The organism is Geothrix rubra (assembly GCF_030268065.1).
Classification (GTDB): domain Bacteria; phylum Acidobacteriota; class Holophagae; order Holophagales; family Holophagaceae; genus Geothrix; species Geothrix rubra.
The window spans coordinates 949,427-962,181 of sequence record NZ_BSDD01000001.1 but is presented as its reverse complement, the minus strand read 5'-3'; the positions used below and the strand labels follow the sequence as shown (position 1 = coordinate 962,181).

Here is a 12,755-nt window from a genome sequence, read left to right as displayed (position 1 = left end):
CGGAGCTTCCGGCTGGACCGCCACGGAACCCCATGGATTCATCCATGGGGTTCCGTGTTTTTCATGCCGGGATGGGTGTAGAATCAAGCATTCTTACCCCAAAGATCATCTTTATCGGAGCTGCCATGCGAAAGCACCTGCTGGCCCTGGGCGCAACTCTCGCGATGTCCCCCCTGATGGCGCAGAAGATCGGCGTCATCAACTCGATGAGCGGGCCGGAGGCCCCCATCGGGGAGAGCATCACCAACGGGATCAAGCTCGCGGAGGAGGATCTCGCGAAGAAGGGGATCCGCGTGCAGCTGGTCTGGGAGGACGACACGGGCAAGCCGCAGATCTCCATGAGCGCCATGGAGAAGCTGGCCACCCGCGACAACGTGGTGGGCGTGGTGGGTCCGTACACCTCGGCCTGCTCGAACGCCGTCTCCAAGCTGGCCCAGAAGTACCGGGTGCCGCTGCTCATCCCGGCCGCCGCGAAGGAGGAGATCACGCGCCAGGGCTTCAAGTACGTGTTCCGCATGAACGCCCCGGCGGACCGCTACGCCTCCAGCCTCATCGACGCCTCGCTCACCCTCGGCAAGCCGAAGACCATCGCCTTCATCTACGAGAACACGGACTTCGGCACCTCCACCTCGAAGACCGCCAAGGACTACGTGGCGACCAAGGGCATCCAGGTGGTGGCCGACGAGCCCTACCCCAAGGGCTCCGCCGACTACCGCTCCACCCTGGCCAAGATCAAATCGAAGAATCCCGATCTGGTGTTCATGGTGTCGTACGTCGCGGACGCCATCCTGCTCATGCGCCAGTCCCGCGAGGTCGGTCTGCAGCCCCAGGCCTTCCTGGGCGGCGGCGCGGGCTTCACCACCGCCGAGTTCGCCCGGGAGCACGCCATCTCCGAGAACGTCATCTCCTGCACCCAGTGGACCGATGACGTGAACTGGCCCGGGGCCCGGGACTTCGGCAAGCGCTACAAGGCGAAGTTCGGGAAGGACGCCACCTATCATGCCGCCTGCGCCTACGAGTCCATGATGATCATGGCCGAGTCCGCCGCGAAGTCCGGCTCTGACCGCGACAAGACTCAGGCCCTCCTCAAGGCCGGCAAATGGAACGGCATCATGGGCCCCGTCCAGTTCGCCGACTACGACGGCTTCACCAACCAGAACAACCACCCGATGCTGGTGCAGCAGATCCAGGCCGGGGGCTACGAGACCATCTTCCCGAAGGAATTCGCCACCAAGAAGGCGGTCTACCCCTTCCCCCGCTGGAAGTGACGCAACCCGGGACCGGGGCGCCCGAGGGCGCCCCGGCCGCATCATGAGGAGTGCCGCTGCGCCATGGCTGTCTTCCTGCAATCCCTCATCAGCGGCATCCTGATCGGCGGGGTGTACGCCCTCATCGGCATCGGCCTGACGCTGATCTTCGGCGTGATGCGGGTGATCAACTTCGCCCACGGCGACATCCTGATGGTGGGGATGTACCTGACCTACATCCTGTTCACCTTCGCGGGGATCGATCCCTTCGTTTCGGTGCTGATCAGCTTCCCGCTCATGTTCATCTTCGGCGGGTTCCTGCAGAAGGTCTTCATCAACCGGGTGCTGAACGCGGTGGCGCAGAACCAGATCCTGCTGACCATCGGCCTGGGCCTCATCATGAGCAACACGGTGATGCTGATCTTCACCTCCGACTACAAGATCATCACGACCTCGTATTCCTCCTCGACCTTCCAGCTGGGCGGGGGCGTCTCGGTGTCCTGGCCCCTGCTCATCTCCTTCCTCATCACCTCGGCCATCACGGCGGTGCTCTACTGGTTCCTGTTGAAGACCGATACCGGCCAGGCCATCCGCGCCACGGCCCAGGACCGGGAGGCGGCGCAGCTCATGGGCATCAACGTGAAGCGGATGTCCATCATCGCCTTCGGCCTGGGGTCCGCCCTGGCCGGGACGGCGGGGGCCCTGATCTCGCCGACGTACTACATCTTTCCCCAGGTGGGCAGCACCTTCACGCTCAAGGCCTTCGTGATCACGGTGCTGGGCGGCATGGGCAGCGTGGTGGGCGCGACGCTCGGCGGGGTGCTCATCGGCATCACCGAGTCCATGAGCGCGGCCTACATCTCCTCCGGCTGGAAGGATGTGGTGGTGTTCTCCCTCTTCCTCCTGGTGCTGCTCCTCAAGCCCTCGGGCCTGATGGGCAAGTCGCGGACCTGAGGAGCCGGCCATGACCAAGACCCTCCTCAAGGCCGCGGCCTTCCTCGCCATCCTGGGCGGCCTCCTGGCCCTGCCCCGGTTCATGGACAGCCCCTACGCCCTGCACATGATGATCCTGCTCTTCCTGAGCGTCTCCCAGGGGGAGAGCTGGAACATCCTGGGCGGCTACGCCGGGCAGCATTCCGTGGGCCACGCCGCCTACTTCGGCGTGGGCGCCTACACCACCATGATGCTCATGCAGGCCAAGGGCATCGCCCCCTGGATCGGCGTATGGGCCGGCGTGGCCGCCGTGATCGTCGTGGCCCTCGTCATCGGCAGCATCTGCTTCCGCCTCCGGGGGCCCTATTTCGTCTTGGCCTCCATCGCCGTGGCGGAGATCATGCGCCTGTCGGCCATCAACCTCACGGGCCTCACCAACGGGGCCGAGGGCATCCTCGTCACCGAGCTCCCGGCCTTCAGGATCGGCGGGCGCGTGATCACCGATTTCATGACCAAGGTGCCCTTCTACTACCTCGGCCTGGGCCTGGCCCTGCTCACCCTGGCCGTCACCTGGGGGGTCGAGCGGTCCAAGCTGGGCTACTACTTCCAGGCCATCCGCGAGGACCAGGATGCCGCCCACTCCCTGGGCATCCACATCTCCCTCTACAAGAACATCGGCCTCGTCATCTCCGCGGTCCTCACCGCCCTGGCCGGCGCCTTCTACGGCGTCTACGTGGGCTTCGTGGATCCGCCGACGGTGCTGGGGCTCGACCTGTCCGTCCAGATCATGCTGATCGCCATCATCGGCGGCATGGGCACCCTCTACGGCCCCGTGCTCGGCTCCCTGGTGTTGGTGCCCCTCTCCGAGGCCCTGCGCAGCAACATGATCACCGACCTGCTCGTGAAGTCGGGTCTGGTCAGCGCGGACTCCAAGGTGGGGCTCTTCCTCAAGGAGAACCTGGCCCATGCCCACGTCCTGCTCTACGGGATCCTCGTGGTGCTGGTCATCCTCTTCATGCCGGAGGGCATCATGGGCTTCGTGAAGAAGCTCGCCTCGCGCCGCAGGAAGGAGGCGGTCTGATGGCCATGCTGGAGATCAGCCACGTCAGCAAGTTCTTCGGAGGCCTGGCCGCCAATTCCGATGTCTCGTTCTCCGTGGAGGCCGGCAGCATCATGGGCCTCATCGGTCCCAACGGGGCGGGCAAGACCACGCTCTTCAACTGCATCACGGGCTACTACCCGCCCTCCAGGGGCGAGGTGGTCTTCGACGGGCGGCGGATGAACGGGCTCCAGCCGGACCGGGTCTGCAAGCTGGGCATGGTCCGCACCTGGCAGAAGGTCCGCCCCCTGGCCAAGCTCTCCGTGGTGGACAACGTCATGGTGGGGGCCCTGGCCCGCACCAGTTCCCTGCGGAAGGCCCGGGAGATGGCCATGGAGCAGCTGAAGGTCGTCCGCATGGAGCATCGGGCCGCGTTCCCCGCCGGGGGGCTCCCCATCGGCGAGCGCAAGAAGCTCGAGGTGGCCCGGGCCCTGGCCACCGGCCCCAAGCTCCTGCTGCTGGACGAGGTCATGGGCGGCCTCAACCCGGCCGAGAGCGAAGAGATCATCCAGCTCATCCTCGACATCAAGGCCCGGGGGCTCACCCAGATGGTCATCGAGCACGACATGAAGGCCATCATGCGGATCTCCGACCGGATCGTGGTCCTCACCTCGGGCGAGAAGCTGACCGAGGGCACCCCCCAGGAGGTGGTGAACAACCAGGACGTGATCGACGCCTACCTGGGGGAGAGCCATGCTTAGGATCGAGAAGCTGAACTTCTCCTACGGCGATCTCAAGGTCCTCTGGGACGTGGACCTCGAGGTGAAGGAGGGGGAGATCGTCACGGTGGTCGGCGCCAACGGCGCGGGGAAGTCCACCACCCTGAAGAACATCTCCCGCCTGGTGAAGCCGGATTCCGGGGCCCTCACCTTCGACGGGCAGGATCTGTCCCGGCTGCCCTCCCACCGGGTCGTGGAGCTGGGCGTGGTCCAGGTGCCCGAGGGGCGCCGGATCTTCCCCGAGATGACGGTGATGGAGAACCTCCGCATGGGGTCCTACGTCAAGGGCACCCGGAAGGACCGGGAGCGGAACGTCGAGTGGGTCTTCGACCTCTTCCCGCGCCTGCAGGAGCGGCAGAAGCAGCTGGGGGGCACCATGTCCGGCGGGGAGCAGCAGATGCTGGCCATCGCGCGGGGCCTCATGGCCAACCCCAAGCTGCTGCTGCTGGACGAACCCTCTCTGGGCCTCTCGCCCCTGCTGGTGAAGAACATCTTCGACATCATCACCGGCATCAACAGGCAGGGCGTCACCATCCTCCTTGTGGAGCAGAACGTCTACCAGTCCCTCCGCATCGCCCACCGGGCCTACGTCATGGAGACGGGGCGCGTGGTGCTCACCGGCGGGGGCCAGGAGCTGCTGGACAACGAGCACGTGAAGAAGGCCTTCCTCGGCATGTAAGGAGCGAGCCATGAGCAGAGTCGAGACGTGGATGACCCGGAATCCCATCACCATCGAGGCCGATGCCTCGATGATCGAGGCCATCCACCTGATGCGGGAGAAGGGCATCCGCCGCCTGCCGGTGATGGAGAAGGGCCGCTTCGTGGGACTCGTCACCGACCGGATGATGAAGGACTACGCGCCCGGCAAGGCCACCTCCCTGGACACCTGGGAGGTCCACTACCTCCTGTCCAAGACGCCGGTGCGGGAGGTCATGAACCCGCACCCGCACACCGTCACCCCGGACGTGGAACTGGGCGTGGCCGCCCAGCTCTTCCTGGACCACAAGCTCTACGGCCTTTGCGTCGTGGACCACGAGGGCAACCTGGTGGGCATCATGTCGGTGGGCGACATGCTGCGGGCCATGGTGGAGTTCTGCCGGGCCTCCGGCACCTGCAAGTGAGGGTCAGCGCACCCCGCCCATGAGCCGCTTGATCCTGGGCGTCAGCAGGGCCAGGACCAGGGCCGCCACGGCCGTCATCACGAACAGGCTGCCGAAGATGGTGGGCAGGGGCAGGGTCTCGAAGAGTCCCGCAACCTTGCCTGCCAGCTTGCTGCCCAGGCCCAGGGAGACATACCAGACGCCCATCATCAGGCCCTGGTAGCGGGCCGGTGCCAGCTTGGTGGTGGTGCTGAGGCCCACGGGGGAGAGCAGCAGCTCGCCGATGGTGTGCAGGCCGTAGGTGCCTACCAGCCACCAGGGGGCCACGCGGGTGAGGGGTGTGGCCATCCTGGCCGCGGGCACCAGGAGGAGCATGCCGAGGCCCACGAAGAGCAGGCCCAGGGCGAACTTGGCGGGGCTGGATGGATCCCGGTGGCCCATCCGCACCCACAGCCAGGAAAGGATGGGCGCCAGGAGGAGCAGCCAGGCGGAATTGACGCTCTGGAACCAGGTGGAGGGGAAGCTCCAGCCCAGGACCTGCGAGCGGGTGAGGCGGTCGGCGAAGAGGTTCAGGCTGGAGCCCGCCTGCTGGTAGGTCATCCAGAAGATCACGGAGAACACGAAGAGGATGGCCACCACCCAGAGGCGCTTGCGCTCCTCCGGCGTCAGGGGCTCGCGGGTGCTGGCGTGGCCGTGCTCCACCTGCTGGGACCCGGGCTTCAGGCCGGCGCTGCCGAACTTCGCCTGCTGCAGCCCGAACTGGATGAGCCCCAGCACCATGGCCGCCCCGGCGGCGCCGAAGCCCCAGCGCCACCCGCTGGTGCTGGCCAGGCCCATGCGGGTCAGGAAGTTCAGGAACACGGGGTCCTGGGCCAGGAAGCCGCAGATGAGGGGGGCGATGAGGGCGCCGAGGTTCACGCCCATGTAGTAGATGGTGAAGCCGGGATCGCGCCGGGCGTCGTTGTCGGCGTAGAGGGCGCCCACCAGGGTGGCGGCGTTGGGCTTCAGCAGGCCGGTGCCCGCCACGATCACCGCCAGGCCGGCGAAGAAGACGTGGATCGTGGGCGAGGCGGCCAGGATGAACTCGCCCAGGGCGATGAGGGCGGCCCCGAGCGCCACGGCCTTCCGCTGGCCGAGCCAGCGGTCCGCCACCCAGCCGCCGGGGAGGCTGGCCAGGTACACGGACATCTCGTAGGTGCCGTAGATGCCCGCGGCCTTGGCCAGGGGGATGCCCATGCCCCCCTGGGCGGCCGGGGCCACCAGGAAGAGGATGAGCAGGGCCCGCATGCCGTAGTAGCTGAAGCGCTCCCACATCTCCGTGAAGAAGAGGACCATCAGGCCCCGCGGGTGGCCCGCGATGCCCCGGTTGTCGAGCAGACGGGGATCCTGGTGGGGAATGGCTTCGCTCATGTCACATCCGGGAAAGGGCCAGTATGGGGGCAGGGCGGGACCGCTGTCAGCTGCCGGCTACAGGTTGCGCTCGAGGAAGTCCCACATGGCCTGGTAGCGGGCCCAGCCGTGCTGGGGGGCGCGGGGGCTGTGGTCCGAGCCGGGCAGCAGGATCAGCGGGGGCGTGGGCAGGGCCGCCTTCTGGATTGCGTCGAGCAGTTCGATGGTGTTCTGCGGATGCACGTTGTCGTCCAGGGTGCCGTGCAGGAGCAGGAGCTTCCCGTGCAGGGCCGCGGCGGCATTCACCACCGAGCTGGTCGTGTAGCCTTCCTGGTTGTCCGCGGGCAGGCCCATGTACCGCTCGGTGTAGATGCTGTCGTAGAGGTGCCAGTCGGTGACGGGGGCGCCCACGATGCCCAGCTTCCAGGCGGTGCTGTGGGTGAGGGCGTACGAGGTCATGAAGCCGCCGTAGCTCCAGCCGTCCAGACAGACACGATCCATGTCGGCCCAGCCCTGGGCCTTCAGCCAGGCCAGGCCGTCCAGCTGGTCCTGCAGCTCCTGGGCCCCCAGGTTGCGGTAGATGCCCCAGGCGCTGGCCTGCCCCTGGGCCGAGGCGCTGCGGTTGTCGCACAGCCACACGGCGATGCCGTGCTGGGCGAGGAACTGGAACCAGGGCATCTGGGGGTTCCAGGCGTCGCGCACCACCTGGGCGCCGGGACCGCCGTAGATGTACTGGAACACCGGGTACTGCTTCGTGGGGGTGAAGTCCGTGGGTTTCACCAGCATCGTCGCCATGGGGAAGCCGTCGCGGGTCTTCACCTGCTGGAAGGTCACCTGCCCGAGCGCCAGGGCCTTCCAGGCCGTGGCGGGGTTGGCCTGGAGGACGCGGAGCTGCTTCCCCGTGGCGTCGCAGAGGGCCTGCTGGGGCGGCGTGTGGATGTCGCTCCAGGTGTCCAGGAAGGCGGTGAAGGCCTTGTTGAAGCGGACCTGGTGGGTGCCGGGGCGTTCCGTCAGGCGCGTCAGGCCCTTCCCGTCGAGGCCGACGCGGTAGGCGTCCAGGCCGAGGGGGCCGCGCTCCGTGGCCTCGAAGTAGGCGTGGCGGCCCTGGGGATCCACGCCGAGGAGAGCGCGGACATCCCAGGGGCCGGAGGTCACGGGGCCGACGAGTCGGCCGTCCGCCGCGTAGCGGTAGAGGTGGTGGCGGCCCGTGCGGTCCGATTCCCAGAGGAAGCCGCCGTCCTTCAGGAAGACCGGCAGGGGCAGGCGCTCCTGCCAGGCCGGGCCCTGCTCGTGGAGGAGGGCCTTCGAGGTGGCGCCCTCGAAGCGGCGCAGGTCCAGCCAGCGCTGGATGCGGTCCTGGTAGCTGGCCAGCAGGTTCCCTTCGGGATCCCAGCCCACCTGCACGATGAGGGTCTCCTGGCCGGGGTAGGGATCGTCCATCCAGGTGGTGCGGCCCTCGAGGTCGGCCACGCCGAGCCGGGCCACGGGGTTGGGTTCGCCGGCCCGGGGGTAGCGGGCCCGCAGGGTCTTCTGCTCGATGCGGCGGTCGTCCTCCAGGCGGTACACCGGCACTTTGCTCTCGTCCAGGCTCAGGTAGGCCAGGTGCCGGGAATCCGGCGCCCACCAGTAGGCCTTGAAGCTGCCCCGGCCGTACACCTCCTCCTGGTACACCCAGTCCAGGCGGCCGTTGAACACCGTGTCGCCGCCGCCGGTGGTGAGGCGCGTCTCGGCGCCGGTGCCGAGGTCCACCCGGTAGAGATCATGGCCCCGCAGGAAGGCCACCTGCCGGCCGTCGGGGCTGAAGCTGGGCTCGTCCTCCAGGCCGGGCCGGTCCGTGAGGCGCCGGGCCTTCGCGGTGCCGAGGTCCACCAGGTAGAGGTCCTCCGCCACCTCCAGCACGAAGGCGTTGCGGTCCGCGTTCCAGGTGAAGGCGCCCTTGCCCAGGGCGGCCTGGGCGGCCCCGTCTGCGGCCCCGGCGGCCACCAGGGCACCCTTCAGGCGGGTCGCGTCCAGAAGGGGCGTCCGTGCACCGGTGGCGGGGTCCACCCGCAGGAAGGCCACGGTGCCGTTCGTCCGCTCCGTCTGCACCAGGGCGCCGTCCGGCAGCCAGTCCAGCTGGGCGGGACGCGGACCGGCGAAGGCCACGCGCTTCGTGGGGTGGGCCACGGCTTCCAGGGTGAGCCGGCCGCCCTGGGCGAGGAGGGCCGGTGCCGCGAGGAGGAGGCAGAGGGGGGACGTGCGCATGGAGCTCCCGGGTGAGCTCCCTGTATAGCGTGAAGCGAGGCCCGCTGGGCAGCCCGCTTCGGGCCCCGCTCAGTCCTGGCCGGCTTCTTCCAGCTGCAGGTCCACCCAGGCCTGGGTACCCGTGGGCAGGGGGACCAGACCCAGGCGGCCCCCCATGAGCTGCAGGAGGCCCGCCGCCAGGGGCAGCCCCAGGCCCAGGCCGGCCTGGACGCGGTGGGCGGCCGCCTCCTGCTCGAAGGGATCCAGCAGGTGGGCCCAGTCCTGGGGCAGGCCCGGGCCCGTGTCCGTCACCTCGAAGCGCAGGTGGGAGCGGCCCGCCTCCCGGTGGACCGTCCAGCGCACCTGGAGGGCCCCCTCCGCGGTGAACTTGAGGGCGTTGTCCAGGAGGGCCGCCAGGGCCCGCCGGAGGCGGGGTCCGTCGCAGCGCACGGGGACGGGCAGGGGGTCCCCCTCCATCCGGTAGTCGAGGCCCTGGGCCGTGGCCCGGGTCCGGTACTCCGCGGCCAGGGCGCGCAGGTGGGGCTCCAGGTCCATCAGCTCGGGCCGGAGGGCCAGGGTGCCCTGGTGGAGGGCGGTGAAGTCCAGCAGGTCCTGCACCAGGTCCTGGAGGCGCCGGGTGGCCGCCTCCGCCCGGGCCAGCACCTCCGCCTGCTCCCGCGTGGGCTCCAGGGCCGCCAGGATGTGCAGGTGGCCCGAGATGACCTGCAGCGGCGTCTTCAGCTCGTGGTGGGCGTTGTCCGTGAAGGCCGCCTGCGCCCGCCGCAGCCGCTGCTCCGCCTCCAGGGCCTTCCGCTGCTCCGCGATGATGCGGTTCTTCGCGTGGGCCACCGCGAACAGCGCCAGCCCGCCGAAGGCCAGCAGGGCGATATTTCCCAGGATGAAGGTCAATACAAGGTTTGTTTCTGACACAGGAATGTCTTGGAAAGAATGATATCCATGAATAATTGAATTAAATACACGAAAAGACCTGGAATAAGAATTAAATCTGCTGGTAGTGATTTTAAAAATACGCTACCTAATGGGTGAAAAATTAAAAGTGTTCCATAGCGCAATGTTGATGCTCCTAGAAACCAGAATTCAGGCCGATAAAAGAGTGATTCATTGTGGCTTTTGATTAGAATTTCTTTAAACTTCCAGATACATACAATGAAAATAATAAAACTAGTAAATGTCCATCCCATGGGCCATTTGGCCCAAAGACCCAATCTGAACCAGTCCCAAATGCAAAAGACAACGGAGAGTGCAATGGCTATAAGGGCTACTGGCATGGAGGGAAAATGAAATTGTTGATTAATTTTGGGCAAGATCCATAAATATAGCAATAATTCTGGTAATATGGCGAGATTTGCAAGCCAGGCATTATGAATGTGGCAATAGGCTAAACCAAGAAGTGCCCAATCGATCAATAGGGTAAATATTACAATAATTGTTAATTGTTGTATCCATGAAGGCTTCTGATATCGAGAGGATGCGCTGCTGATTAGAAATGCTGTGGTTGGGATAATTGGGCGAATTAACTGAATGGCCCAGGCAATCCACAGTAATTCTTTAAATTGATGCATATTTAGTGGCTATGTTGATTAAAACCATGTGGCTGATGCGCAGAAGGGGGGGCAGTCCGTGCCTGCCTGTGTACAGACGTTGTTGGCGCCCGCAAGATCTGCACCGCTGCCATCCACCGCCACCATCACCATCGTGGGCGAGCCGTCGGCGTGGCGGGCGTGGTAGATGCGGATGCCGGCGGCGCCGGGCTGGGCCAGGAGGTGCTCGAAGGCGCTGCGATTGAAGGCCGTGGCCTGGTGGGCGCCGGGGGCGGCCTGGGCCTGATGGGCCTTGATGAGGCCCGCGGCCTCGTCGCGGGAGATGCGGTGGTCGCGGGCGGGATCGAAGGGGGCCGTCATGGGCGCTCCGGGTTCGGATGGTGGATGGGGTTCGGATCCATTACACGGCAGGGGACCGTGCTGCGGAAGAGGCGATTCCTGCTCAGTTCGGCAGGTGCTTCCGGGTGAGGTTCCGCGATCCGGCCTCGGTGACGAAGAGGTTGTCCTCGATGCGGATGCCGCCGCAGGGGGTGAGTTCGTCGATGAGGGTCCAGTTGAACTGGTCGCGGTGCTCGTTCTCGCGGAAGGGGCGGAGCAGCATGGGGATGAAATAGAGGCCCGGCTCCACGGTGAACACCTGGCCCGCCTCGATCATGCGGGTGGTGCGCAGGAAGGGGTGCTGGGGCGGCGGCGGGGCGGGGGTGCCGTCGGGGCGGAGCTGGCGGCCGGCCACGTCGTGGACCTGGATGCCCAGGTGGTGGCCCAGGCCGTGGGGAAAGAAGGGACGGCTGAGCCCCTTCTCCACGGCCTCGTCGGGCTCGGCCCTGAGGAGGCCGTGCTCCTTCAGGAGGCCGGCGATCTTGAGGTGGCCCAGATGATGGAGGTCGCCGTAGGGCATGTCCGGCTTCACGGCGTCGCAGAGCTCCAGCTGCACGCGCTCCATGCCCGCCACCAGGCCGGCGAAGCGGCTGTCGCAGGCGGCGGCGGTGACGGTGCGGGTGATGTCGGCCGCGTAGCCCCGGACCTGGGCGCCCGCGTCGAGGAGCAGGGTGAAGCCCTTCTTCAGGGTGCGCTTGCCCTCGTAGTGGAGGGTGGCGCCCTTCTCGTTGAGGGCGACGATGGTGCCGTAGGGCAGCTCGTGGTCCACGCAGCCCACGGCCTGCACGTAGGCGTGGTGGATCTCCAGCTCGCTGGCCCCGGCCAGGAAGGCGGCCTTGGCGGCCAGGTGGCCGCGGGCGGCGAGGACGGTGGCCTCCTCGATGCACTGCAGCTCATAGGGGGTCTTGTAGCTGCGGGTCCAGTCCAGGTGGGCCGTCAGCAGGGCGGGGTTCGCCTCCAGGCCGGCGGTGAGGGCCCGGTCGGCCTCGTTGCCGAGGTAGGCGGCCCGGGCCGGGGTGCCCACGCGGGCCCACACCTCGTCCACGGTGCCCGCCTCCTCGATCTCGAAGCCGCCGGCCCAGAAGGGGTTCCCCAGGGGCAGCTGCTCGTACCAGAAGTCCTCGGGGGCGAACCGGATGAGCCGGGGCCGCTTCCCCGGCTGGATCACCAGGACGTGGTGGGGGCCCGCCAGGGGGCACCAGTGGGCGAAGTGGGGGGTGGGATGGAAGGGCGCGTCCTGGTCGTCGGCGAAATAGGTGTGGACGGAACCGCTGGAGATCACCAGGGTGTCGAAGCCCGTGCGGGCCAGGGCCTCCTCGGCGCTGCGCTGGCGTTCGGCGAGGTGGTCGAGGAAGAGGTCGGTCAGGTCCATGGGGTCTCCGGGACAGGCTGGAACCTCTGAGTATGAAGGGGATCCGGGCCGCGGGAACCGGGCATTGCGCGCCCGGTCCTGCCGTTCAGGGGGCCGCATCTGCGATTCGACCCCCTCGGGCTGCGATCCGGCAGGAAAAAGCCAACCGCATCCGCCCTGGCCCCATCCATGGAGGTGCTGCGGGTGATGGACCCGGGGCCTTCGGAAGAGGAGAACGTCATGCAACCCACCCTTCGCACCCTCGCCCTGCTGCTCGTCGTGGCGGCCCTGCCCCTGGCGGCCCAGGGCTTCCGCCAGGGCCGTGGCCGGGGCATGGGCCCCGGCGCCGGCCCCGGCTTCGGTCCCGCCTTCGCCTGCCTGAACCTGACGGACGCCCAGAAGGCCTCCCTCAAGGCGCTGCACGAGAAGTACCGGCCCACCCTGGAGGCCGACCGGACCGCCGCCTTCGAGGCCCAGAAGGCCCTCCGCGCCGCCGCGGCCAATCCGGCCACCTCCGACGCCGACCTGAAGGCGCTCTTCGACAAGGCCAGCGCCGCCCGCTTCGCCATGATGCAGCAGCACCGGGCCCTGTTCCAGGAGAGCCAGGCGCTCCTCACGCCTGAGCAGAAGGCCCAGTTCGAGAAGCTGCGCGCCGAGCGCCAGCAGCGCATGCAGGACCGCATGAAGGGCCGCGGCCCCGGCATGGGCGGCGGCATGGGCATGGGCCCCGGACCCGACCCGATGAACTAGACTG

Annotated in this window: 12 protein-coding genes; 7 read left to right on the top strand and 5 right to left on the bottom strand. The window is 67.3% G+C overall.

Annotated elements, in window-relative coordinates:
- The first annotated feature begins 125 nt into the window (after positions 1–125).
- The 6 genes from QSJ33_RS04370 (at position 126) to QSJ33_RS04345 (ending at position 5,119) form a co-directional block, all read left to right on the top strand.
- Complete coding sequence (locus QSJ33_RS04370; protein WP_285723328.1) at positions 126–1,268, top strand: ABC transporter substrate-binding protein; 1,143 nt, start codon at positions 126–128, stop codon at positions 1,266–1,268.
- Between the two features lie 63 nt (positions 1,269–1,331).
- Entirely contained in the window at positions 1,332–2,201 is an 870-nt protein-coding gene (locus tag QSJ33_RS04365; protein WP_285723327.1) for a branched-chain amino acid ABC transporter permease, read from the top strand.
- Positions 2,202–2,211: 10 nt separating this feature from the next.
- Positions 2,212–3,261: a branched-chain amino acid ABC transporter permease gene (locus QSJ33_RS04360; RefSeq protein ID WP_285723326.1), complete on the top strand. Its 1,050-nt coding sequence runs from the start codon at positions 2,212–2,214 to the stop codon at positions 3,259–3,261.
- A complete protein-coding gene (locus tag QSJ33_RS04355) occupies positions 3,261–3,980 on the top strand; it encodes an ABC transporter ATP-binding protein (RefSeq protein ID WP_285723325.1) in 720 nt (239 codons plus the stop codon). Before QSJ33_RS04360 ends, QSJ33_RS04355 begins: the two co-directional genes overlap by 1 nt.
- The gene (locus QSJ33_RS04350) at positions 3,973–4,677 is read left to right on the top strand and encodes an ABC transporter ATP-binding protein (RefSeq protein WP_285723324.1); all 705 of its coding nucleotides are present in this window, start codon (positions 3,973–3,975) and stop codon (positions 4,675–4,677) included. Before QSJ33_RS04355 ends, QSJ33_RS04350 begins: the two co-directional genes overlap by 8 nt.
- 10 nt (positions 4,678–4,687) lie before the next feature.
- A complete protein-coding gene (locus QSJ33_RS04345) occupies positions 4,688–5,119 on the top strand; it encodes a CBS domain-containing protein (protein ID WP_285723323.1) in 432 nt (143 codons plus the stop codon).
- Between the two features lie 3 nt (positions 5,120–5,122).
- On the opposite strand, the gene QSJ33_RS04340 is transcribed toward QSJ33_RS04345, so the two are convergent.
- The 5 genes from QSJ33_RS04340 to pepQ form a co-directional block, all read right to left on the bottom strand.
- A complete protein-coding gene (locus QSJ33_RS04340) occupies positions 5,123–6,508 on the bottom strand; it encodes a peptide MFS transporter (RefSeq protein WP_285723322.1) in 1,386 nt (461 codons plus the stop codon).
- A gap of 57 nt (positions 6,509–6,565) precedes the next feature.
- Positions 6,566–8,731: a S9 family peptidase gene (locus QSJ33_RS04335; RefSeq protein WP_285723321.1), complete on the bottom strand. Its 2,166-nt coding sequence runs from the start codon at positions 8,729–8,731 to the stop codon at positions 6,566–6,568.
- A 69-nt stretch (positions 8,732–8,800) separates the two neighbouring features.
- Positions 8,801–9,619 (bottom strand): sensor histidine kinase, encoded by an 819-nt coding sequence (locus QSJ33_RS04330; RefSeq protein ID WP_285723320.1) that lies wholly within the window; start codon positions 9,617–9,619, stop codon positions 8,801–8,803.
- A 692-nt stretch (positions 9,620–10,311) separates the two neighbouring features.
- Complete coding sequence (locus QSJ33_RS04325) at positions 10,312–10,632, bottom strand: hypothetical protein (protein WP_285723319.1); 321 nt, start codon at positions 10,630–10,632, stop codon at positions 10,312–10,314.
- 82 nt (positions 10,633–10,714) lie between these two features.
- The gene (gene pepQ / locus QSJ33_RS04320) at positions 10,715–12,022 is read right to left on the bottom strand and encodes a Xaa-Pro dipeptidase (protein ID WP_285723318.1); all 1,308 of its coding nucleotides are present in this window, start codon (positions 12,020–12,022) and stop codon (positions 10,715–10,717) included.
- A 219-nt stretch (positions 12,023–12,241) separates the two neighbouring features.
- Here pepQ and QSJ33_RS04315 point away from each other — a divergent pair, with 219 nt between their 5' ends.
- Entirely contained in the window at positions 12,242–12,751 is a 510-nt protein-coding gene (locus QSJ33_RS04315; protein WP_285723317.1) for a Spy/CpxP family protein refolding chaperone, read from the top strand.
- Positions 12,752–12,755 lie beyond the last annotated feature (4 nt).